The organism is Bradyrhizobium sp. B117, assembly GCF_038969555.1.
Classification (GTDB): domain Bacteria; phylum Pseudomonadota; class Alphaproteobacteria; order Rhizobiales; family Xanthobacteraceae; genus Bradyrhizobium.
Genome location: NZ_CP152414.1, coordinates 2,972,142 through 2,995,422, shown reverse-complemented (window position 1 = coordinate 2,995,422; position 23,281 = coordinate 2,972,142). Strand labels below are relative to the sequence as shown.

15 protein-coding genes and 2 pseudogenes are annotated in these 23,281 nt (G+C 59.2%); 9 read left to right on the top strand and 8 right to left on the bottom strand.

From position 1 onward, the window contains the following. Positions 1-6: 6 nt before the first annotated feature. From AAFG16_RS14660 to AAFG16_RS14645, 4 genes are read right to left on the bottom strand one after another with little or no spacing between them, the layout of a single operon-like run. Complete coding sequence (locus tag AAFG16_RS14660; RefSeq protein ID WP_342739567.1) at positions 7-1,188, bottom strand: acyl-CoA dehydrogenase family protein; 1,182 nt, start codon at positions 1,186-1,188, stop codon at positions 7-9. Between the two features lie 11 nt (positions 1,189-1,199). After that, positions 1,200-1,937 carry an SDR family oxidoreductase gene (locus tag AAFG16_RS14655; RefSeq protein WP_283085187.1) on the bottom strand — a complete coding sequence of 246 codons (738 nt, stop codon included), beginning with the start codon at positions 1,935-1,937 and terminating at the stop codon, positions 1,200-1,202. 45 nt (positions 1,938-1,982) lie between these two features. Continuing rightward, a complete protein-coding gene (locus AAFG16_RS14650) occupies positions 1,983-3,530 on the bottom strand; it encodes an AMP-binding protein (RefSeq protein ID WP_342739566.1) in 1,548 nt (515 codons plus the stop codon). Positions 3,531-3,590: 60 nt separating this feature from the next. Beyond that, on the bottom strand, positions 3,591-4,229 hold the full coding sequence (locus AAFG16_RS14645; protein ID WP_283085186.1) for a 2-hydroxychromene-2-carboxylate isomerase: 639 nt from the start codon (positions 4,227-4,229) through the stop codon (positions 3,591-3,593). 205 nt (positions 4,230-4,434) lie between these two features. Here AAFG16_RS14645 and AAFG16_RS14640 point away from each other — a divergent pair, with 205 nt between their 5' ends. After that, positions 4,435-4,932 (top strand): helix-turn-helix domain-containing protein, encoded by a 498-nt coding sequence (locus AAFG16_RS14640; protein WP_283085185.1) that lies wholly within the window; start codon positions 4,435-4,437, stop codon positions 4,930-4,932. Positions 4,933-5,304: 372 nt separating this feature from the next. Here AAFG16_RS14640 and AAFG16_RS14635 read toward each other — a convergent pair whose 3' ends face one another. Then, entirely contained in the window at positions 5,305-6,819 is a 1,515-nt protein-coding gene (locus tag AAFG16_RS14635; protein ID WP_342739565.1) for an ATP-binding cassette domain-containing protein, read from the bottom strand. A gap of 462 nt (positions 6,820-7,281) precedes the next feature. Between AAFG16_RS14635 and AAFG16_RS14630 the strand changes: the two genes are divergently transcribed. The 6 genes and pseudogenes from AAFG16_RS14630 (at position 7,282) to AAFG16_RS14605 (ending at position 13,445) form a co-directional block, all read left to right on the top strand. Then, positions 7,282-7,680: a LysR substrate-binding domain-containing protein gene (locus tag AAFG16_RS14630; protein ID WP_342739564.1), complete on the top strand. Its 399-nt coding sequence runs from the start codon at positions 7,282-7,284 to the stop codon at positions 7,678-7,680. A 510-nt stretch (positions 7,681-8,190) separates the two neighbouring features. Continuing rightward, positions 8,191-8,547: pseudogene (locus tag AAFG16_RS14625) on the top strand (iron-containing alcohol dehydrogenase); the annotation flags it as partial. Between the two features lie 17 nt (positions 8,548-8,564). Then, positions 8,565-10,048 (top strand): annotated as a pseudogene (locus AAFG16_RS14620) (NAD-dependent succinate-semialdehyde dehydrogenase). Positions 10,049-10,181: 133 nt separating this feature from the next. Continuing rightward, a complete protein-coding gene (locus AAFG16_RS14615; RefSeq protein WP_342739563.1) occupies positions 10,182-11,255 on the top strand; it encodes a sugar phosphate isomerase/epimerase in 1,074 nt (357 codons plus the stop codon). After that, on the top strand, positions 11,252-12,391 hold the full coding sequence (locus AAFG16_RS14610; RefSeq protein ID WP_342739562.1) for a Gfo/Idh/MocA family oxidoreductase: 1,140 nt from the start codon (positions 11,252-11,254) through the stop codon (positions 12,389-12,391). The genes AAFG16_RS14615 and AAFG16_RS14610 overlap by 4 nt, the downstream gene beginning before the upstream one ends. 673 nt (positions 12,392-13,064) lie before the next feature. Continuing rightward, on the top strand, positions 13,065-13,445 hold the full coding sequence (locus AAFG16_RS14605; protein ID WP_283085181.1) for a response regulator: 381 nt from the start codon (positions 13,065-13,067) through the stop codon (positions 13,443-13,445). A 16-nt stretch (positions 13,446-13,461) separates the two neighbouring features. Here the strand turns inward: AAFG16_RS14605 and AAFG16_RS14600 are convergent, their stop codons facing one another. From AAFG16_RS14600 to AAFG16_RS14590, 3 genes are read right to left on the bottom strand one after another with little or no spacing between them, the layout of a single operon-like run. Next, a complete protein-coding gene (locus AAFG16_RS14600) occupies positions 13,462-14,241 on the bottom strand; it encodes a carbohydrate ABC transporter permease (protein WP_342740905.1) in 780 nt (259 codons plus the stop codon). A 50-nt stretch (positions 14,242-14,291) separates the two neighbouring features. Next, positions 14,292-15,242 (bottom strand): sugar ABC transporter permease, encoded by a 951-nt coding sequence (locus AAFG16_RS14595; protein ID WP_342739561.1) that lies wholly within the window; start codon positions 15,240-15,242, stop codon positions 14,292-14,294. Next, positions 15,243-16,559 carry an extracellular solute-binding protein gene (locus AAFG16_RS14590; RefSeq protein WP_283085179.1) on the bottom strand — a complete coding sequence of 439 codons (1,317 nt, stop codon included), beginning with the start codon at positions 16,557-16,559 and terminating at the stop codon, positions 15,243-15,245. It lies immediately after the preceding gene. A 313-nt stretch (positions 16,560-16,872) separates the two neighbouring features. Between AAFG16_RS14590 and AAFG16_RS14585 the strand changes: the two genes are divergently transcribed. Continuing rightward, positions 16,873-22,377: an AAA family ATPase gene (locus AAFG16_RS14585; RefSeq protein WP_342739560.1), complete on the top strand. Its 5,505-nt coding sequence runs from the start codon at positions 16,873-16,875 to the stop codon at positions 22,375-22,377. Next, on the top strand, positions 22,361-22,993 hold the full coding sequence (locus tag AAFG16_RS14580; protein ID WP_283085177.1) for a response regulator: 633 nt from the start codon (positions 22,361-22,363) through the stop codon (positions 22,991-22,993). The genes AAFG16_RS14585 and AAFG16_RS14580 overlap by 17 nt, the downstream gene beginning before the upstream one ends. The last annotated feature ends 288 nt before the right edge of the window (positions 22,994-23,281 follow it).

Below are 23,281 nucleotides of genomic sequence, written 5' to 3'. Positions count from 1 at the left end.
TGTTCGCTAGAGACCGAGCACGGCCTTGGCGATGATGTTGCGCTGGATCTCGTTCGATCCGCCGTAGATGGAGAGCTTGCGCGAGTTCAGGTACTTCTCCGACGCGGTGTGACCGTGATCCGGTCCCGGCATGAAGTGATTGGCGCTGACGGGGTGCTCGCGGATCGCCAGCCCGTAGTTGCCGACCGCGCGGTGGGTCAGCTCGGTGATGTCCTGGAATATCTCGGTGCCGCGGATCTTGAACAGCGAGGCCGCGGGTCCCGGATCGATGCCGCGGGCCATTTGAGCAACGACGCGCAGCTCGGTTGCTTCCAGCGCCAGCACATCGAGCTCGATGCGGGCGATGTCCCTGACAAATTCGATATGCGCCGGATCGTCTGCGGGAATCTCCGCCTTCACGATCTTCTTCAGCTTCTCGATATAGCGCGTCGAGCGGCCGATGCCGGCCATGCTGGTGCGCTCGTTGCCGAGCAGGAATTTGGCGTAGGTCCAGCCCTTGTTCTCCTCGCCGATCAGGTTTTCGACGGGAACGCGGACGTTTTCAAGGAAGACGTCGTTGACTTCATGGGAGCCGTCGATGGTGATGATCGGACGCACGGTGACGCCCGGCGACTTCATGTCGATCAGCAGGAAGGAGATGCCAGATTGCGGCTTTGCGGCTGGATCGGTCCGCACCAGGCAGAAGATCCAGTCGGCATGCTGCGCCAACGTGGTCCAGGTCTTGTGGCCGTTGACGATGTAGTGGTCGCCGTCGCGCACCGCCTTGGTGCGGACGGTGGCGAGATCCGAGCCCGAGCCGGGCTCCGAATAGCCCTGGCACCACCAGTCCTCGCCCGAGAGGATGCGGGGAAGAAACCTCTTCTTCTGCGCCTCATTGCCGAACGTATAGATGACGGGACCGACCATGGTGACGCTGAACGCCAAAGGTGGCATCGTGCCGGCACGCGTGGTCTCCTGCTCGAAGATGAAGCGGCGCGTGATGGACCAGCCGGGCCCGCCATATTCCTTGGGCCAGAGCGGCGCGATCCAGCCCTTCTTGTGCAGGACGCGATGCCATAGAAGCATCTGCTCCTTGGATAGGTCGGTCTCCGGATTGGGGACACGCATCGCGGCCGGATAGTTGTCGTTGATGAACGCGCGCACTTCGTCGCGAAACGTCGCGTCTTCCGGGGATAGCGCGAGCTCCATTGGCGCTTCCCCTACCACTTCTCGCCGAAGGGGCGGATCTCGAGCTCGAACGTCCAGGCGCTCTTTGGCTGCTGGTAGAGTTGCCAATAGGACGCGGCCACCGACGCTGGCGGCATCAGCAGGTCCGGATCGTCGAGCGCATTGGGGCCGAGCGCTTCAAGCCGGCGCTGCCGCACCCATTCAGTATCGACGCCAGAGTCAATGATAAGATGCGCGACATGGATGTTCTTCGGCCCGAGTTCGCGCGCCATCGCCTGCGCGACGGCTCGCAGGCCGAACTTCGCGCTGGCGAAGGCGGCATAGCCGGAACCGCCGCGCAAGCTCGCGGTCGCGCCGGTGAAGAAGATGTTGCCCTCACCACGCGGCAGCATCAGCCGCGCGGCCTCGCGCCCCGCAAGGAAGCCGGAATAGCAGGCCATTTCCCAGACCTTTCGGAACACACGTTCGGTGGTCTCCAGGATCGGGAAATTCACGTTCGCGCCGATGTTGAAGATGCAGACCTCGAGCGGCGCGTGCTTGTCGGCGTCATTGAGGAACGAGATGATTTCCTCCTCCTTTCGCGCATCGAGCGAGCGGGCGTGGATCTCGCCGCCGGCGGCCTCGATCTCCTTGACCAACGGCGCGAGCTTGTCGCCATTGCGACGACCGGCGAAGACCGTGAAGCCCTCGGAAGCGAACTTCTTGGCAATCTCGCCGCCGATAAAGTCACCGGCGCCGATCACCGCAACCGTCCTGTTTCTCTTCTGCATGGGACTTCTCCAGCCTCGTGAGATGTTGAAGCGATCTCGCCCGCGTCAGTTGCGCAGCGATTCCGCCAGCTTGTGTTTCAGCAGCTTGCCGGTCGACGTGGCCGGCAGCGCGTCCATGAGGATGATCTCGGACGGTCGCTTGTAGGACGTGAGCTCAGGCGCGACATGCGCCATCAAATCCTGCGCGGTTGCGGAGGAGCCCTTGAGGAGCTGGACGAACGCCACGATCTCTTCGTTGCCCGGGACCGGCCGTCCGACCACGGCGCATTGCACTACGTCGCGATGGGTGCTCAGCACCGCCTCGATCTCAGCCGGATAGACGTTGAAGCCGGACCGGATGATCATCTCCTTGGTGCGCCCGACGATGAACATCGCCTCGCCCTCGAAGCGCGCCAGGTCGCCCGTGTTGAACCACCCATCCGGGTCGATCGCCTTCGCCGTGAGGTCCGGCGCGCGGTAATAGCCGAGCATCACGTTCGGTCCGCGGACATGCAGTTCACCGATATCGCCGCTGGTCACGATGGCACCGTCACGCGCGACGATTCGAGCCTCGATGCCCGGCACGAGAGTGCCGACCGAATTGTCGCTGCGCGGCGCCTCCGCCCGAACGCCGGAAATGCCGGGCGAGCATTCGGTGATGCCGAACGCGTTGCCGAGCGGAAGACCGAGCTCCTTCTCGACCCGCGCTTTGAGCTCGAGGTCGAGCGGCGCACCGGCGACGCTCATCAGCCGCAGCGCGCCGCGCTCCAGTTTCGGCAGGCCCGCCGTCTGCTTGTATTCGAGCAGCCGCTGGTAGGTCGCCGGGACGCCGTTCAGGAGCGTGATGCCCTCCTCGGCCAGCGCCTTGGCAAGCGCAGCGGGGTTGTACTTGGTGACCAGCCGGGTGACGCCACCGACCATCAGCGTCATCGTCAGCAGCGAGATGCCGACGATATGCGAGATCGGCAGCACGCAATACTGCACGTCGTCCGCCGTCATGCTGCGCAGATTCGCGGTGGTCCTTGCGGAAAACAACAGGTTCCGATGCGTGAGCATGACGCCCTTCGGCGTTCCGGTCGTACCGGACGTATAGATGAGCACCGCCACCTGGCGGGCGCCGTCGGTCTCGGCCGGCTCGGCCTGCGTGTCCTGATTCAGAGCAGACACGCCGATGCCGTGGAGCGGCCCGACATCCTGCAACGGAGCGTCGTAACGCGCCGCATGCGCGGCCGCCTCTTCGGAGACATTTGCCGTGAAGAGCATGCGTCGGGCGCCGCTGTGATCCCTGATCTGATCGAGCTCACGCGGCGATAGCCGAGGGTTGGCGACGATTGCCCAGGCATCAAGGCGGCTTGCCGCAAACAGCAGGCAGGCGAGCGCGATCGAATTCTCACTGACCAGCATCACGCGATCGCCGGCGCGGACGCCGAGCGCGCGGAGCGCATCCGCCGTGGCACCAACCGCCCTATCCAGTTCGCGATAGGTCATGGACGCGTTGTCTTCGATCAGCGCCGTCCGGTCGGGTGTGGTGGCAACATAGATGTCCATCACCTCATGGATGCGATGCGGCAACGTCTTCGTGATTTCAGCTGCAGCCTGCTGCCAGTTCGCCAATGAAACCTCCCAATGAAAGGCCCTTTGCGGGCTCGGCTCGTTCTGGATGCCTCCGCGCGATCAGGCGCTCTTACGCTGCGCCGCCGCCGATTGCGCTAGGATTTCGTCCTCGACGTCGCGCAGGCTGTCCTTGCCGAAGTAGATCTCGTCGCCGACGAAGAACGTCGGCGAGCCGAACGTACCGCGCGCCACGGCGCTGCCAGTGTTCTCGATCAACCTCTTCTTGACGTCGTCCTGCTGGGCGCGGGCGCTGATGCGATCGATGTCCAGCCCAGACGACAGAAACGCATCGCGGAAGACCTGCGGATCGTCCATCTTCTTGGGCTCGACCCACATGTGGTGATAGGCAGCGCGGAAGTAGGGCTCGAACGCCCCCTCGAACTCCGCGGCAACGGCGCCGCGCATCAGCGCAAGCGTGTTCACCGGGAAGAACGGGTTCATCGTGAACTTCGTGACGTTGTGCCGGCGCAGGAAGCGTTGGGTCTCGAGCGCATTGTATTCCGGCTTGTTCCTGATCCCGCGCAGCGACTCGGCGGGCGACAGGTTGCCGGTCGCTTTGTAGACGCCGCCGAGCAGCACCGGCACGTAGTCGAATTTGACGCCGGTTCGTTGCTCGATGCCGGGCAGCGCGAGCTCGGCGAGGTAAGCGTTGGGACTGCCGAAATCGAAATGAAACTCGACCTTGAGCGGAGCAGCCATGGAACGCCCTTCTCTTCGACGGCGGCGGTTGTTCGCCACCCGATTGATCGTGCCGCACCGATAAAGTTCTATTTTAGAACTGTCAATATGATGTTTATCATACAATCGGCGTCGTGGCGCACGAATGCGGGCATCCCATTGATTTTCCGTGAGTTCTGATTTAGAATTTATTTGCAGTGCCGCTACGGATTCGCTGGAGACTTCGATGAAATGGGATACCCTTGAGGAGGAGCCATGCTCTCTCGCCCGTACCGTGGCGGTGATCGGTGACCGCTGGAGCCTCCTCATCCTGCGCGAATGTTTCTTGCGCATCCGCAGATTTGATGACTTCCAGACGTCGCTCGGAATCACCCGCCATCTGCTCGCCGATCGGCTGAAGAAATTTGTCCGCTTTGGCGTCCTGCGCAAGATTCCGTATCAAGAAGCGCCGAAGCGCTACGAGTATATCCTGACGCAAAAGGGTCTCGATCTCTATCCAATCATCATGTCGATTGTGCACTGGGGCAACGTCCACATGGTCGACTCGCGCGGACGACCGCTGCTGCATGAACACAAGAACTGCCACAAGATGTTTGATCCTGTCATGATCTGCTCCGAATGCGGTGAGCCGCTGACGGCGAAGGCAGTCCATGTTCATCCGGGCCCCGGCGCGAGACGGTCTTTGCCGACGAGCAACGGCGTTTCGGCGAAGAACGCTGGTTGACGTCCGACGTCTCAACAGCTCGATGCAGGAAGGCAGGTCCGCTAGAACGTCGTGGACGACTTCAACCGGCCGATACATCCGCAAATGGCCTTGCCGTGGCCGAGCGCCCGGCGGCTTGGCGCGCAGCTATCAAAGCCGGATTCTCAGGCGAATTCAGGACCGATCAAGCCGATTTCCCGACCGAAAGCTCCGTTCTCCGCGAGGTCTGTCCAAGTCTTTGAAAAGCTTGGTGGGCGCACCAGGGCTCGAACCTGGGACCCGCTGATTTAAGAGGCGTGTGATTTCGCCGGACAATCAATGACCATTCCGACAACCGAACTCAACTAGGCCTGAGCAGGTCGCAGACTAGTCAACGCCCCAGGCAATGCAGGATCAGCTGGACATCAGCTTGTCAAAGACCGGTACCGGGTCATCAACCTCGACAAGTCGCTGACCTGTGATGACCCAGATTCGCGTCGCCACAGCTCGGACAAATGCTCGATCATGGCTGACCAAAAGACAAGCCGCGCCATGCTCGACCAACTCGCTCTCCAGCGAGTCCTGCCCGTTGATATCGAGATGATTGGTTGGCTCATCCAAAAGGTAGAAGTTTGGCTGGAGCAAGCGCAGAAGAAGCATTGCAAGCCGCGCTCGCTGCCCCCCCGAAAGGCGAGGTATAGGCGCAGTTTGGGCGTCTATGCCGACGCCGGCGCCCGCGAGCAGGGAGCGCGCCTGGTGGTCCGGGAGATTGCTCAGGCTCTTGAACGCGTCCTGTGGGGTCTTGAACATCTCGAGCTGTGATAGCGCCTGATTCGAATATCCCAACTTGAGGCTCGTCGCGACACGGATATCCGGATCGGATCCCGCAACAGCCGCCCGCAATCGCTCGATCAGCCTCGTCTTGCCCGTACCGTTTGCTCCTAGGAGAGCAACCCGATCCCCGCTCTCGATCCATTTCGTACCGGTACGGAACAACGGCCTCCCATCCGGCGTGACGATGGCGGTGTCCTTGATTGCTATCAGCGCTTTGGCGTGGCTGCCGCTGTTGGTAAGGCGGATGGTTCCTGCTGAGCGCTCCAGATGCGCCGGTCGGGCGCGCTCCTCGAGTTTGTCGGCGCGCTCCGACAGCTGCTTTGTCTTTACCACCAGTAGGTCGGACCCGGAATTGATGCCGATGTTCTTGAGCTTCGCCGCCTGTTGTCGAAGAACTTTGACCTTGCGCATATCGTTGTCGAACTGTCTTTTTCGCGCCGCGTCGTGATCCTCCAGCGCTTGCAGGGCGCGAGAATAGGGCAGAGAAAAGTCTGAACTTTCCTTTGGGCGCAAGAACAACGTCCGGCTGGTCACGTCGTCGAGGAAGGCGCGGTCATGGCTCGCTGCGACCATGGCGCAATCGCGAGGCAACGCTGCTAGGAACCTTTCCAGCACGCCGATCCGGCCGATGTCGAGGTGATTTGTCGGCTCATCCAGCAGGAGCAGGTCAGGTTCGACAATGGCGGCCCTCGCTAGAAGCATCGTCCGTTGCCAGCCGCCGGATAGAGTATGGACAGCGCGGCCCCTTATGGATTCGTCGACGAAAAGATCATCGAGCAGGACATCGACCCGCCAGCCCTGTGTTTGGGCGACCTCCGGAGCAAGAGCTTCTCGCACGGCATCATGGAAGCTAAGGGACCGGAGCCGTTCGGGTGGATCTTGCGGGGCGGCGGCGGCGATCAGTCCGCGTATGCGGGTGACGGTCCCCGCCGTTGCGTCTTCCTGGCCGACCAAAATACGAAGGAGGGATGATTTGCCGCGGCCATTAGCGGCGACAAGGCCAAGGCGATCGCCTTTGCCGATTGAGAAACTCAGGCCGGTGAAGAGCGAGTCAACACGAGTTAGAGAGAGGTCTTTGACGGAGATAAGTGACATTGCAGTCTCATGAATCAGTGAGCGCGACCAAACGCGCGCAAATGGCTGACAACGAGACCGCGATGCGCTCCTTGATCAGCCCCGCGAGATGAAACGCGGGGCGGACACAGGTCCTCGGGTTGGATTGTGGAAGCTATGATGATCCATCGACCTTCCCCCTCTGTCCTCAACCTTGGGGTAAAGGAGCGTACCAATTCAATCGTGTCAGGGCAAGGCTCTCCTTGCCCTCCTGTAGTACGCGCGATCCTATCGGATCGACAACGCGTAGCTTGCGATCGGCCTTTTTCCTGAAAGACAGAATTGCAGGTCGTCGGCAGCCAATACCCCAACGTTCGTGTCGACACGGTCTGCGGATTGACCGCGGAGGTCGAGCCGTTGCTAAGTTCGGGTGAGCTCGATCTCGCATTGATGAAGCGCTAGGCGCGGTCCGGTCCATGCCTCGAAAGCTGGCCGGAGCAGCTTGTGTGGGTTGGAGCGCGGGGTATTGCAGAGCGTCGCGACGACGATCCGATTCCCCTTGCCCTCTTTCCGCAAGGGTGCCTCTATCGCGAGCGCGCGATCTACGCGATGGAGACAGCAAAACTGCCCTGGCGCATCGCCTATGCGAGCGCCAGTCTGACAGGCATCCTCGCTGCGGTTTCGTCCGGCTTGGCAGTGACACTGTTAGCCCGTACGGCAGTACCCGCGAATTTGTGCATCCTCAATGGGCGGGCAGGCTTTCCGAATGTGCGAGCAACCGAACTGGCGCTAGTTGCCCAAGAAGAGCAGTTGCGGTCTCCTGCTGTAGAACAGCTTGCGAATTTTATCCGCCGTTCAATTGGACGGCGAACGAAAGGACGTCTTATTGTCGGCGATCAGTGACTCCGCCTTTGAATTTACCGGAGTTCAGTCCCATCGATGGAGCCGTGGAGGCATCCTTGCGCCTTGCAGCCCGCGACGGCAATTTGCGCGCGGCGCTCCTCGCGGCAGAATAGGCAAGCCCCAGATTTGAACCGGCGCGCTGCAGAAGAGACGAGAGGAACGAGCTGAGATCAGGCTCATCTTCGACAACGAGTACTCGCATGCTATTTCAGTTCATCGTTACGGACTGGCGAAGCACGAGCTATTGGGCGCGACGCCGTGGAGTTGACCGGACTAGGGGATAAGCGAAGCTAAATCTGAGAACGCGGCAAACAGGACATCATCATCGCCGACCAGGTCAATGCCTCTGCTCCGACTTCCATGCAAGAGGATCGCTGCGAGATACGGGCATTTCTATGGTCAAATACCAAGCCGACCAGAAATCCAAAGTACTCAGTAATGCGAAATCATGGCTCGCGTGCAATGCTCGGGCAACAAAACCGATTCTGAGGATGAACCGCGATCCAACCGCCACACGGGCTCGACGTCGCGACCATGCTGCGTTATGTGAATGAATTTTAATTGCTTAGCGGCGACAACCGAAATCGCCCACGTCGGAGTCGCTCTCGGCCTCGGCGCTCCCGCCGGAGCGACGGCGAGATGGCCCGCGCGACGATTGAAGAAATCAGCCGCCTGTTCGCGGCGATTGGGATCACTCCTACGTTGGCCGGTCTTGGACTTCCCTCCGACAGGATTGATTGGACCGCCGAACTCGCCCTCGGCATCGATCGGCTGATCAAGAACAATCCCCGCCCCTCATACCTTCCCGCGATGAAACGACTGGTGAAAGCCGCCTACGACGGCGATTTCGCCGGCAGCGCTATCTAAGCTGACAGGACCCCCTCATGAACATGTCCCAGAACACGTTCAAGACCGATCAGGAAACCATCGACCTCCGCACTTATGCGCGCGGTCTCAATATCGACGGCCAATGGCGGCAGGCCGCTGACGGCCGTCTTATCGAAGTCGACGATCCCTCCACCGAGCGCATGATCGCCGAGGTTCCCGATGCGGCCATGGTCGACGTCGAGGCAGCGGTGGAGGCCGCCGCCCGGGCGGCGGCCGGCTGAAGCCAGACACCTCCGCGCAAACGATCCGAAATTATGAGGCGCTGCTTCGAATTGACGACGCAGCGTTCCGAAACTCTTGCCGCGCTGATATCGATCGAGAACGGCAAGGCTTTGAACGATGCGCGCGGCCAGGTCGCTATGCCGCCGAGTTCTTTCGCTGGAATGCCGAGGAAGCCGTACGAATCACCGGCGAATTCGGCCTCGCTCCTTCGGGCGCGAACCGCATCATCGTCGACTATCAGCCGATCGGCGTCTGCGCTTTGATCACGCCCTGGCACTTCCCGGCAGCCATGGCGACGCGCAAGATCGCTCCCGCCCTGGCAGCGGGCTGCACGGTTGTTCTCAAGCCCGCGAGCGAGACGCCTCTCACGGCCTGCGAGCTCGCTGCGCTATATGAAGAAGCCGGCGTTCCCCCGGGCGTCGTCAACGTCCTTACGGTTTCTAATCCTGCTCCGGCCACCGCCGCCATGCTGGCGGATCCACGGGTGCGGAAACTGTCGTTCACCGGTTCGACCGGAGTTGGCCGCCTCCTCCTCGCCGAAGCCGCCAAGCACGTCATCTCCTGCTCGATGGAACTCGGCGGCAACGCGCCGTTCATCGTCTTCGACGACGCCGATCTCGAGGCTGCGCTCGACGGCGCGATGGTAGCGAAAATGCGCAGCGCCGGCGAAGCCTGCACCGCCGCAAATCGCATCTATGTACAATCTGGCATCCACGACGCCTTCGCCGAAGGCCTTCGAAAGCGCATGACGGCGCTCAAAGTGCAGGCATCGAAGCCGCCACCGAATGCGGTCCGACGATCACGAAAAAGGCGGTCGATAAGATCGATCGGCTGGTCCAGAACGCCGTCGCGCGTGGCGCCCGCGTTCTGTGCGGGGGCTCGGTCGGGAGCGGAACAGGTTTTTACTATCCTCCGACAGTCCTCTGCGACGTGCCGGCCGACGCCGCGATGGCGCACGAGGAAATCTTCGGACCTGTGGCGCCGATCTCGCGCTTCGAACGGGAGAGCGAAGCGATCGAGCGGGCGAACGACACGGAATACGGGCTCGCCGCCTACATCTACACCCGTGATCTCGCCCGCGGCATGCGTGTAGCCGGGAAGATTGAAACGGGTATGATCGCGCTCGATCGCGGGCTCATGTCCGATCCGGCCGCCCCCGTTCGGCGGCGCCAAGCAGAGCGGCATCGGACGCGAAGGCGGGCAAAGGCATGGCATCGCCGAGTTCATGGAGGCGAAATATCTCGCCGTTGCGATGTAGAAGGAGGACAGGTGCGACGCGATCCCTTCAACCGTGATCATATCGCGCCGGGGGGTAGGAAGCAGAACTGCGGTGGGGTCCAGAAAGCCGTCAGGCTCAGGCCCTTCGAATAACAAGACAGAGGAGATTAATTGTGCGCACCATCAAGGGACCGGCAATATTCCTGGCTCAGTTCGCCGCCGAAGCTCCTCCTTTTAATACGTTGGACAGCATATGCGCCTGGGCAGCGGATCTCGGATACAGGGGCGTGCAGATACCTAGCTGGGTTTCCAGCTTTATTGACCTGGAAAAGGCTGCGACGTCGAAAACATATGCGGAGGAACTGCGTGGCACAGTCCATCGCCATGGACTCGAGATTTCTGAATTGTCGACGCACCTTCAGGGGCAACTGGTCGCCGTGCATCCGGCCTACTCCAGTGCTTTTGATGGTTTCGCGCCGGCCGCAGTCCATGGGAATTCCTCCGCTCGGACCGCGTGGGCCATTCAACAATTGAAATGGGCCGCAAGGGCTTCGAGCAATCTTGGTCTGAATGCCCACGCAACTTTTTCGGGCGCGTTTGCGTGGCCTTTCATCTACCCTTGGCCCCAACGCCCCCATGGCCTGATCGACGATGGCTTTGGTGAACTTGGCCGCCGATGGCTACCAATTCTCGATGAATTCGATCGCAACGGCGTCGACGTTTGCTATGAATTGCACCCGGGCGAGGATCTACATGACGGGGTGACTTTCGAAATGTTCCTCGATCAAGTGAAGAACCACGTTCGCGCCAATATTCTTTACGACCCAAGCCATTTTGTGCCGCAACAACTCAAATATCTCGACTTCATCGATATCTATCACCAGCGTATCAAGGCGTTCCACGTCAAGGATGCCGAATTCAATCCAACCGGCAGGCAGGGAGTCTACGGAGGATTTCAGTCGTGGGTTAACCGCGCCGGACGTTTCCGATCGATTGGAGACGGTCAGGTTGACTTTCGATCGATCTTTTCGAAGCTCACGGCCTACGATTACGCGGGGTGGGCCGTGCTGGAGTGGGAATGCGCGCTGAAGCATCCGGAAGATGGCGCGCGGGAAGGAGCCCGGCTGATCTCCGATTACATCATACGGGTCACCGAGCGAGCTTTTGATGACTTTGCAAGCTCCGGCACGAACAGGGAAGCAAATCTGAAAATGCTTGGTCTGCGGCCAGATGAGGGCATGTCATGAGAAGCAGCGAGACGTCGCGCATCCGATTGGGAATGGTCGGTGGTGGGATCGGAGCCTTCATCGGCTACGTACACCGAATTGCATCGCGAATTGACGACGATTATGAACTTGTTGCGGGAGCTCTGTCTTCCGATCCTGATCGAGCTCAAGAATCTGGTAGAAGGATCGGGCTGGCCGAAGATCGAATATATGCCAGCTTTGCCGAGATGGCGGCGAAAGAGGCAGCCCGCGAAGACGGCATTCAGGCCGTCTCAATCGTTACACCCAATCACCTGCACTTTGCGCCGGCCAAGGCATTTCTTGAGGCTGGAATTCACGTGATTTGCGATAAGCCGCTTACGTCAACGCTCGATGAGGCCCGTGCGCTCGCCAAAATCGAGCCAAAGAACGGCGCGAAGTTTCTATTGACGCACAATTACACGGGTTATCCTCTGGTACGACAAGCGCGTGCCATGGTGGCGAATGGTGACCTGGGCAAGATTCGAGTCGTTCAAGTCGAGTATCCGCAAGATTGGCTAACTCGCCCCCTTTCAAGCAAACAGGCGGATTGGCGCACGGATCCTGCTCGTTCAGGACCTGGCGGTGCGATCGGAGATATCGGTACGCACGCTTATAACCTTGCGAGATTTGTGACGGGTCTAAAAACGGTGGCCGTAAGTGCGGACCTGTCGACTTTCGTAGAGGGCAGACGGCTCGACGACAACGTGCACGTGCTGCTACGTTTTGAAGGCAATGCACGCGGGATGCTGTGGGCCAGCCAAGTTGCCGTGGGCTGCGAAAACGGTCTACAGCTGCGCGTTTATGGCGCAAAGGCCGGGCTTGAGTGGCGCCAGGACAATCCAAACCAGATGTGGTTCACGGAATTTGGCAGGCCCAAGCAACTTCTGACGCGAGGCGGCGCCATCTCCGGTGACGCTCCTCCGATTCAGGTACGACTGCCGAGCGGGCACCCCGAAGGTTATCTTGAGGCGTTCGCAACACTTTATAGTGAGTTTGCTCAGCTGATCCGCTCCGGAGACACTGCCTGTCCCGACCTGCCGTCGCTCGCTGACGGAATTGAAGGAATGGAATTCATCGCCGCCGCAGTCCGATCGAGTAACAATCAGAGCATGTGGACAAGCCTCAGCGATGTGTAAGGCGCGCGGCCAGATCCAACGCCAAAAGAACTCACGACGCGCATCATGGTGGATCGCAGCCGAATCCCCATGATCAGCAGCCCATAGAGCGCCGGAACCAAATTGTCGGCACGACGAAGACGTCCATTGAAACGATGCCGTCCGCACCGTCGCGAAGGAACGTCTTCCATCCCGGCGAAGGAAGGCCCCTCCTCCGCGCCATGTACTTGACGACGCTAGTCTGGCCGATCTCGATCCCGAGATTGAGAAGCTCTCGATGGGTTCTCGGCGCTCCCGGCTTCACAATCGTCAGCGCGTTGGTGGCGTTTGGCGCCAACGATACAGCCCAACAAGGATCGGGCGATCCGTCGTACTGAATGCCGGTCTCTTCGGCAGATGCGGGCGCCGGCTATTAAGTTGATGACGAGGGATCAGGATCTCAGCTTCCAGCGAGACCCGCGACCGGAACAATATGCCCAGCGCCGACCAGACCAGGCTGTGAGCTTCTCTCATAAGACAGAAGCATTGCGCGATGCCTCATGTGCCAGCCGGATTAGGTTTCCGACAGGGACACGTCGCGACATAGACCATGGTCTAGCCAGACGCGACTATCAGCCAACCCTCGACGCTTCGACATGGCTTGAGCTATTGCCTGTTTGGGCGATATGATTGATCTCGTCGCGAGGATGCCGCTTTGACATCAGATCCTCTTATTGCCTGTATCGACGATAGCAAGGCTGTCTGTGACGCAATAGCCGGATTTCTCAAGGCGCTTGGCTTCAGGGCTGCAATGTTTTCTTCGGCTGAGGAGTTCTTGCAATCCAATCTGCTTGAGCAGACATCGTGTCTGATTACCGACATCAAACTGCCCGGGATGTCCGGACTTCAACTGCTAAACCAGCTGGCGAGCTCCGGCAGCCGAGTTCCGACGATCGTCATCACCGCGTTCTCCGGCGAACACGTTCGCGCACAGGCACTGAGAGCCGGAGTGATTTGCGTTCTGGACAAGCCCGTCGCCAAAGACGATCTGCTCGCCTGCATCAGGTCGGCTCTGGAGCGATCGGAGAAATTTTGATGGCGCAAGCAACCCTCTATTCCTTCACGGCGCCGGCCGTCAAACCGCCCACGACGAAGTTTTGAAGGAGGAAGACGATCACGATGATCGGGAGTAGCGACAACACGCTCGCCGCGGCGACGAGTTGCATCGCCGAACCGGCGTAAGCGCCGAAGAAGTAAAAGATACCGACCGAGATCGGCAACATATCGGGCTGACTGAGCAAAATGAAGGGGACGATGAACTGCGACCATCCAAGCATCGCCGTTAGAATGAAAGTCGACGCCAGCCCCGGCAGGCTGACCGGAAGTATGATACGCAAGAATGCCTGTAAACGACTGCAACCGTCAATCATCGCCGCCTCATCGAGCTCTCTGGGAACGGCATCGATGCTCCCTTTCATCGCCCATGTGGCGATCGGCGAGTACATCGCGATATAGACGAGAGTGGCACCAAAATGAGACTCGGTCAGGCCCAACGCCTGCATGGAGCGATAGAGCGGCACCATCATCACCAGCGGCGAAACCATTTGAAATCCCAGGACCAAAAAGAGCAACTGAGCTTTGCCTCGGAATTGCAGTCGGGAGAACGCATAGGACGCGGGAGCGGCGACAACGCAGGCGCCGGCAGCCCCGGCGATCGAGAGTTTGAGAGCATTCCATAGGTAGCCAAGGAACTGATGATTGTTCAGAACCTGGGCGAAGTTTTGCAGCGTAGGCGAATGCGGAATGACATGCAGATTCCTCACAAGGATTTCCGCCGGCGTCCGAATGGATAATGACAGCAACCAAAGCAAAGGAAGCGCAAAAAACAACATGATCAGCGCAAGCGCGATGTAGATTGTGATCCCCCGCTTGTTGCGATAATTCAACGCGATCCCCTGAATAACAGCCAAACGGTTGTCGCGACCGCAAGGTTGATGAGCAGCATCAGGACCGCCAGCACGCTGCCTTGTGCCAGATTGAAATCATGAAAAACCATATTGTACGCCGCCAATGCGAGGACCTCGGTTGAACGCCCGGGCCCTCCGCCGGTCAGCGGCATCACGATTTCAAAGGTGTTTAGAGAGAGGACGCTGACAATGATGATGTTGATCAGAAGCGTCGGTCTCAGTCCCGGCAGCGTAATGTGCCAGAAAGTTTGACTGGTGGTCGCGCCGTCGACCGCCGCCGCTTCGTACAAGGTCGGGGAGATGGTCTGTAAGCCGGCATAGAGCAAAATCACGCTGAGCGCAGTGCCATACCAGATGTTTGCTACAGTCGCAGACTGGACCGCCATCCAGGGTTCCGATAACCATGGCACGGGCGGCAGCGAGGTGAACCTCAGCATGGCGTTGAAGAGGCCGAAGTCCGCTTCGCTCAAAAGCAACTGCCACGCGATAGCGGAAGCAACGCTGGGAACGACCCACGTCGCCAGCACGGTGACCCGAACCACTCTCACCCCGAACAGGTGCCGTTTGAGTCCAGCCTGAAGAGCCAACGCGGTCAACAATCCAAGTGCGGTTTGGCCAATCACGCTGCCGGCGACGAAAACGAAGGTCGCCTCCAGGATCTGCAACAGAGCGGGATCTGCCAAGATGGATCGATAGCTACCCAGAGTGTAGCGGTAGGACGTGTCCAACAGCGTTGCGTCTGTAAAGCTTGTGCGCAGGACCTCAAGAACCGGATAGACGTAAAAGACCGCCAGGAGGATGGCGACAGGACAAAGCCACCAGAAGGGATAATCACCCTGATTGAACCGTAAAGCGCTGCGCGCCGCGCCCGGGGAGTTCGTCTTTCGGTCTTCGCCCGAGTGCCGACGCTGCAGTCCCATTTTCATTTATGGCGTGGGAGCGACTTTGGCGACGTGCTCCATCGCCTCATCCACCGCGGCCTCCGCAGTGCGGGAGCCCGAAAGCGCGCTGCTGATTGCGATTTGCAATCTGTTTGAGATTGCGGTGTAGATCGGAAAGCCCGGTCGCGCCTGGCTCTTGTTCAGGTATTGCCTAATTCGCTGATAGACCTCGGAGCGAAACATTGGCATGGAATCGAACGCGCTTTGCCGTGTCGGCAACAATTGAAGAACTTCGACCGCCGGCACCATGTAGACTTCACGAACCAGGTCCATGCACGCCTTGACCTTCTCCGGATCCTTCGAAAAGGACACAAACGTCCAGCCGCCGCTGGCCGTCGAACGTTGCTCCGCCGTCGGCCCGGGCAACATCGAAATTTCCCATTTTGCGAAAGCATCAGGCGTCATCGATGCCTGCATCTGTCCGATCACCCAGTCGCCATTGATCATCATGGCGGTGCTCCCTGCGATAGCCGATGCAGTGAGGTCGCTGTAGTCGCTGATGCTCGCGACACGGGCCGGTGCGGCGCCTGACTTAATCAGGTCCTGATAATAAGCAATCGCGTTCAGCAGATAGGCCCTGTTCGGCTCCCTTCCAAATACAGGTGTCCCCTTTTCGTCGACGAGCTTGCCGCCTTGCGCCCAGAAGTTTGGCAGGAAATCAACCATCGTGGTCTCGTTGCGGCCACCATTGAACAGCAGGCCATCGAGGCCTGGGGTCGTCCGCTTGGCCGCCAGTGCCGCTTCTTTCGTTTGCTGCCAGGTGTCGGGTGGGTTGGGCACGTACGCCGTATTGCGGAATAGCAGTCGCAGATCGGTCGTCCACCACCAAGCATAGATATGGCCCTCGGCATCGGTCACGATGGGCCTGACGAAAGCAAAGAGTTCCTCGACCTCCTCCTTCGTGAAATATTGTTCGATCGGTTTCAGAAGGCCCTGTTGAATGAATAGAGGGACCGCGAATGAATCCATTGAAGTACAATCGGGTGCGATGCCATTCCTGGCCTGCTCCAGCAGCCGCGCATGTTCCTGCGGGATTTGAAGAGACATTAACTGAATTCGAACGCGCCAGTCAGGATGGTTGCGGGCATACTTTTCGTAAAGCTCCGCCATTCCCCTTGCATACTTCGGTTGTGCGTTGTTGTTCGAATGCGCCGTTAGAACACGGAAAGTGAAACTCTTGGGTGCATCGGAGCGGCCGATGCGATCTGGCGCTACAAGGTCTTCGGCCCATGCACTGCCCGTCGGCTGAAGACGGCCGATCAAGAGAATGACGAGCAGTAGCAACGTTCGGTTGAACTTCATTGCCGCCGGTCCCACTGTACGCGCATGATGCCGCTGAAGCCGAGGGGGCCAAGTGCGAATTTTGGCCTATTTTTTGCCCTTGCGCAAATATGCTGTTCTACTTTGGCTATCAAGAAAATATGCTGTTTTACTTGGGACCAACAAGAATAGATGGCCTCCTGGCACGCGATTAGCGCGAAATTACAGCGCCGGCCAAGGCGAAGCAGTTGCCGCTCCTCGGTTGATAAGACAGACGGGTAAACCTAAGAATTACCGTCGAAGGCTGCTTCCGGAATCGATCACGACGGTCTGGCGCGATCATCGGGGAAGGTGAATGAACCTCAGCGACTACCAGCTTGAGATGCTGCGAGACGACGGGGAGTTTGCGCTACACCGGGCCCGCGAGCGCAACAATCCGGTTTCAGTGTTAGTGCTTACCACCCGTCGGCCAACGCTCATTAAGCGGCTCGAACGCCAGTACGCGCTCGCAGACGACCTCGATCCCAGCTGGGCGGCGCGGCCTCTGGCGCTAATCCGCGACGATGGGTCTGCCACCCTCGTACTCGAGGACAACGGCGCCGAACCTCTCAGTTGCCTACTCAATCGGAGGCTGGAGCCAGCGCAGTTTTTGCGCCTGGCCATCAGGCTCACGGCAGCTGTCGGTCAAGTCCATCAGAGCGGTTTCGTTCACAAGGACATCAAGCCGGCGAACGTGCTGGTCGATGCCGCGGGCAACGTCCGGCTCACTGGATTCGGTATCGCGTCGCGATTGTTGCACGAGTGGCAGGCTGCCGGGCCGCCCGAGGATATTGCTGGCACGCTTGCCTACATCGCTCCCGAGCAGACCGGGCGGATGAACCGCTCAATCGACGCTCGCAGTGATCTCTATTCGCTCGGGATCTCCCTTTACGAAGTACTCACCGGCACATTGCCGTTTGCTGCCTCTGATCCGATGGAATGGGTCCATTGCCACATTGCCCGCCTTCCCGTTCCACCATGCAATCGATCAACTGCGGTTCCGATTCAACTCTCATCCATTGTGATGAAGCTGCTGGCGAAGAACGCCGAAGATAGATACCAATCCGCAGCGGGTCTAGAGGCGGATCTGCGGCGTTGCCTGAAGGCATGGGAAGCACACCGCCGTATCGATCCGTTTTCACTAGCCGAGCACGACGGTTCGGATCGACTGTTCATCCCCGAGAAACTCTACGGACGCGAGGCCGCAATCGGCGCGCTTCTCTCGGCTTTCGATCATGTTGTGACGCAGGGCACGATCGAATTCGTGGCCGTGTCCGGCTATTCAGGTGTCGGCAAATCCTCGGTCGTGAACGAACTTCATAGATCGTTGACGCCGGCGCGCGGTCTTTTCGCGCTTGGCAAGTTCGACCAGTACAAGCGCGGCATCCCGTACGCCACGTTGGCGCAGGCTTTCCAGTCTCTCGTCAGGCAGATCCTTGCCAAGAGCGAAACGGAGGTCAGCCAGTGGCGGTCGGCGTTGCTCGAGGCGCTTGGTACCTACGGGCAACTGATGGTCAATTTGATACCGGAGCTTGCTCTCGTCATCGGAGCGCAGCAACCGGTTCCGGAGCTCCCGCCCCAGGATGGACAAAATCGGTTCCAGGCCGTGTTTCGCCGCTTCCTCGGCGTCTTCGCCAGGCCGGAGCATCCGCTTGCCTTGTTTCTCGATGATCTGCAGTGGCTGGACGCCGCCAGCCTCGATTTGCTTGGACACCTCGTCACACATCCCGATGTGAAGCACCTCCTGCTGATCGGCGCTTATCGGGACAACGAAGTAGATTCTGCGCACCCGTTGACGCGCATGTTGGCGTCAGTCCGCCAGGCCGAGGCGCGGGTCACACAAATTGTGCTGGCGCCCCTGGACAGCGACGACATCTGCAGCCTGGTTGCAGACGCGCTTCGCTGCGAAAAGAATGCTGTTCAGCCTCTGGCCGATTTGGTGCATGAGAAAACTGCCGGCAATCCGTTTTTTACGATCCAATTTCTCACTGCATTGGCAGAGGAAAGACTGATCGCGTTCGATCCGGAGACGCTCGCCTGGCGTTGGGACATGGAGCGGATCCGCGCCAAGGGGTTCACTGACAACGTCGTGTCTCTCATGATCGGAAAGCTGCAACGGCTGCCCAAGGTCACCCAGGAAATTCTGAAGCAGCTGGCGTGCCTGGGTAACAGTTGCAAGACCGTCACGCTGAGCAAGATATCCGGCGCAACCGAGGCGCAGATTCACGCGGCTTTCTGGGAAGCAGTTCGCGCCGGCCTCGTCCTCCACCAGGGCAGCGGTTATACGTTTCTCCATGACCGCGTCCAGGAGGCTGCTTACGCTCTTATCCGCGAGGGTGAGCGGGCGGCGGCCCATCTAACGATCGGCAGAGCACTCGCTTCACCATCGACGGGGCCGGAAGAACTTGAGGAGAGCATTTTCGAGATCGTCGGCCAATTCGATCGCGGCGTCGGACTAATCACGAACCAGGAAGAGCGCGAACTCGTTGCTGAACTCAATCTCATGGCTGGAAAGCATGCTAGAGAAACTTCGGCTTACGCATCGGCGCTGGCCTTTCTGACCGCCGGAAGCGAGCTACTGGCGGCGGACAAATGGCAAAGGACTTATCGGCTCGCTTTCGCGCTCGAACTCTTCAGAGGCGAATGCGAGTACCTGACGGGGGACCTGGCGTCGTCGGAAGAACGGCTCAGGCTGCTTTCGGGTCGCGCGGCGAACCCGGTCGATGAGGCCGCCGTCACATGCCTGCGTGTGATGTTGCACACCAATTTGGATCAAAGCGACAGGGCGCTCGAGATAGGCTTGGAATATCTGCGGCGGGTTGGCATCCGCCTGCAGCTGCGCCCGACGGCAGAGGATGTCCGCCTGGACTATGAGGAATTGTGGCAGCGACTTGGGGCCCGCCCGATCGAGTCCCTCATTGACTTGCCGCCAATGCTTGACGCCGATCAATACGCAGTCATGAACGTCCTGTCGGTACTTGTGGTACCAGCCACCTTCAGCGGCAAGAGCAATAACCTCGGGGTGATCATCTCCATCCGGATGGCGGCGCTTAGTCTTGAACATGGCAACAGCGATGCGTCGGCCTATGCCTACGTGGCTTTGGGCATATATTTGGGCCATGTCTTCGACGACTTTCAGTCGGGTTACCGTTTGAGCAAAGTTGGCCTGGAATTAACGGAGACGTATGATCGTTTCCGGGCTCGCGTGTACCAGACTTTCAGCAATCACATCGCTCCATGGATGCAACACCTTCCGACCTGCCGTTCCCTTGTGCGGCGCGCTTTCGAAGCGGCGCAAGAGGCCGGCGACCTTTTTTTTGCAGCCTGTAGCTCTGCCGACCTGGTTACCAACCTCCTCGCTGCTGGAGAACCGCTCAGCGAAGTCGAGTTGGAGGCGGAGAATGCCCTGGCATCTGCACGAAAGGCCAAGTTCGGTCTCGTCATGGATGTCATAACTGGGCAACTCATGCTGATCCGGAATCTTAGAGTTCCTACTTCGCATCTTGTCTCCGTCAATGACGCGGTGCTTGTGGAGAAGCAATTCGAACAGCGTTTGGAGAGTGATCCCCAGCTGGCAAAGCCGATGGGTTGTTATTGGATACGCAAGCTGCAAGCGCACTTCCTTTTGGGTGACTACCCATCCGCGCTCGCGACGGCGTCGAAAGCGGTGCCTTTGTTTTGGTCGTTCTTCGGGGACTTCGAACTGGCTGAATATCATTTCTACAGCGCGCTCACGCGGGCGGCGGTCTGTGACTCGGCGATCCCTAGTCAACGGCAGCAACATCTGGAAGCACTGTCCGCACATCACGGACGGATTGTGGGTTGGGCGAGGAACTGCCCCGAGAATTTCGCAGACCGCGCTGCCGTGCTCGGAGCCGAAATCGCGCGCCTGGAAGGTCGCGCCCTCGACGCAGAGCACCTATACGAGGAGGCCATTCTGTTGGCCCGCGAACACGGCTTCGTCCAGAACGAGGCGATCGCCAATGAACTCGCCGCACGATTTTACATGGTGCGCGGATTCAACAAAATCTCCGACACATATCTCCGTGACGCGCGAAATTGTTATCTCCGTTGGGGTGCGGAGGCCAAGGTTCATCTGCTTGATCGCGACTACCCGAATGTCCGGAGCTATCCGACCTCGCCGATTCCGACCAGAACCTTCGACGCGCCCGTCGAACAACTGGATATCGGAACGATGTTCAAGGCCTCGCAAGCTCTTTCCAGCGAGATCGTGCTGGACTCCTTGATTGAGACACTGATGCGAATCGCCGTTCAGAATGCGGGAGCTGAGCGGGGCATGCTCATCCTTCTGCAGAACAACGAGCCGCAGATTGCAGCGGAAGCCTCCACTATTCACGGCACGATCGAGGTCACGCTTCAGAGGAAGTCAATTTCGTCAGGCAGCTTCCCTCATTCCGCACTTAAATATGTGGTTAGGACGCGAGAGGGCCTGATCCTGGACGATGCCACGGCAAGCGAGTTGCTATCGGGCGATGATTATGTGAAGGAGCGCCGTCCCAAGTCTGTTCTGTGTCTACCTATCATCAAGCAGGCCAAGCTCGTCGGCGCACTCTACCTCGAAAACAACCTGGCGGCGAATGCGTTTTCGCCGAACCACGTCGCAGTGCTGGAATTCCTGGCGTCGCAGGCCGCGATCTCTCTCGAGAACGCATACCTCTATGCTAACCTGTCACGGAGCGAAGCCTTTCTCGCGGAAGGGCAAAGAATGAGCCACACCGGCAGCTGGAGCTGGAATATTGCGACCGGAAAGCTTGTTTGGTCGGAGGAACATAGTCGAATCTTCGGCTACAATCCGACGGCGGAGAATGGGCTGACTTTCCAGCTGTTCGAGCAGAGAGTGCACCCGGAAGATCGCCCCTATCTTCAGCAAAGGCTCGACGCGGCGGTCCGCAACGGCACCGGTTTCGCGTTTGATTTCCGGATTTTGCTTCCGGACGGATCGGTCAAATATGTACACGGCGCAGGCCGGCCAATTGTAGGGCAATCCGGAGAGGTGCGGGAATATATCGGCACGACAATCGATGTCACAGAGCGCAAACGCAACGAAGACGCATTACGCGATGCCCAGGCGGACCTCGTGCATGTTGCCCGGCTGACAACGATGGGTGAACTCGTCGCATCGATCGCACACGAGGTAAACCAACCGCTGATGGCAATCGTGACCAACGCCGAAACGTGTTTAAGCTGGCTTGCCAGGCCCGAACCTGATCTTGCCGAAGCCCGAAATGCCGCAGAACGCATCGTCAGAAATGGCCACCGGGCCGGAGAAATCATCAGGAGTATTCGCGCGCTGGCCAGCAAATCGCCGTCACAAATGGCTAATCTTGACGTGAATGGCTTGATCGAGAGCATTCTCGAATTGATTCAGGCTGAACTTGCCAGACATGAAGTCTTCGTCGAAACTGATCTGTTCAGCGGACTCGAGCCGATCATGGGCGACCGGGTTCAGTTGCAGCAGGTTGTCGCTAACCTGGTCATGAACGGCATCGAGGCAATGAGCGGCCTCCAGCACCAGCGGCGAGTATTAAGGATCAAAACGCGGCTCGGCGGCGAGGATGACGTTCTCGTTGCGGTGGAAGACGAAGGCATCGGGCTTGATCCAGCAAATGGAGATCGCATTTTCGATCCCCTATTCACAACCAAGCACGAGGGTCTGGGCATGGGCTTGTCGATCTCGCGCTCGATTGTGGAGGCCCATGGTGGCCGGCTCTGGGCGTCGCCGCGCTTTCCTGTTGGTTCCAGTTTTCAATTTACGTTACCTGTGCTGAAGAAAGGAACGTCGATTGACGACCTCGCGTGACGATGCTCAGCCGACCGTAATCGTTATTGATGACGATCAGGATATTCGCGACGCGCTCGAAGGCCTTCTGAAGTCAGTAGGCTTGCGAACAAAACTGTTCGCTTCGGTTCAGGAGTTTCTCGACAGTGATCCTCCGAGCGGCCTCAGATGTCTCGTCCTCGATATCAGGTTGCCAGGGCGAAGCGGGTTGGATTTCTACGATAGTCTCGTGGCGGAAGACATATTTCTGCCGGTCGTCTTTATCAGCGGCCATGCCGATATCCCAATGTCGGTCCGGGCCATGAAAGCAGGCGCGGTCGAATTCCTGACCAAGCCGGTTCGTCATCAGGATTTGCTGGATGCAATCCACCTGGCCATCGATAAGGACCGCGAACACCGCGAGACGGAGAGTTCGGTTGCGAAGATCCGGGCGAACCTCGCTACTTTGACGCAGCGCGAACGTGAGGTGCTGGAGCACGTGGTGGCTGGTCGCCTGAACAAGCAGATCGCCGCGGACATCGGAATCAGCATGGCGACGGTCAAACTCCATCGCGGCCACGTGATGCAAAAAATGCAGGCGGTATCGTTGGCTGAACTGGTTAGAATGGTCGACAGGATAGGTCTCTCAAAGCCGTAGAGAATCGCGGGCCTCCCCAACCCGCCAACGGTCACGGTCGCAATTCCGGTCTCGCTGTCACGCGAAGATGGCACGAACGGGCGCCATTCCGGCCCGATCCAATTCAACCGGCCGAAGAGCGGACTTCCCCATACTTCACTATCCTTTGGTCTAGGTCCTCTGGACCAGAGGTGGACTGCTGCTACACCCTTCGGTCCACCTTGCCGTCACAAGTTCAGTTGGGCGCGATATCCCGTGGCGCTAGTATCGCCGACACCTCGGGAGACTCGTCGCTCCCTATTGACATGC

Coding starts and splice junctions, on each gene's coding strand:
- AAFG16_RS14600 (WP_342740905.1), bottom strand. CDS start 14,241: ATGTTGTTTTTTGCGCTTCCTTTGCTTTGGTTGCTGTCATTATCCATT.
- AAFG16_RS14660 (WP_342739567.1), bottom strand. CDS start 1,188: ATGGAGCTCGCGCTATCCCCGGAAGACGCGACGTTTCGCGACGAAGTG.
- AAFG16_RS14610 (WP_342739562.1), top strand. CDS start 11,252: ATGAGAAGCAGCGAGACGTCGCGCATCCGATTGGGAATGGTCGGTGGT.
- AAFG16_RS14635 (WP_342739565.1), bottom strand. CDS start 6,819: ATGTCACTTATCTCCGTCAAAGACCTCTCTCTAACTCGTGTTGACTCG.
- AAFG16_RS14655 (WP_283085187.1), bottom strand. CDS start 1,937: ATGCAGAAGAGAAACAGGACGGTTGCGGTGATCGGCGCCGGTGACTTT.
- AAFG16_RS14640 (WP_283085185.1), top strand. CDS start 4,435: ATGAAATGGGATACCCTTGAGGAGGAGCCATGCTCTCTCGCCCGTACC.
- AAFG16_RS14590 (WP_283085179.1), bottom strand. CDS start 16,559: ATGAAGTTCAACCGAACGTTGCTACTGCTCGTCATTCTCTTGATCGGC.
- AAFG16_RS14645 (WP_283085186.1), bottom strand. CDS start 4,229: ATGGCTGCTCCGCTCAAGGTCGAGTTTCATTTCGATTTCGGCAGTCCC.
- AAFG16_RS14585 (WP_342739560.1), top strand. CDS start 16,873: ATGAACCTCAGCGACTACCAGCTTGAGATGCTGCGAGACGACGGGGAG.
- AAFG16_RS14595 (WP_342739561.1), bottom strand. CDS start 15,242: ATGAAAATGGGACTGCAGCGTCGGCACTCGGGCGAAGACCGAAAGACG.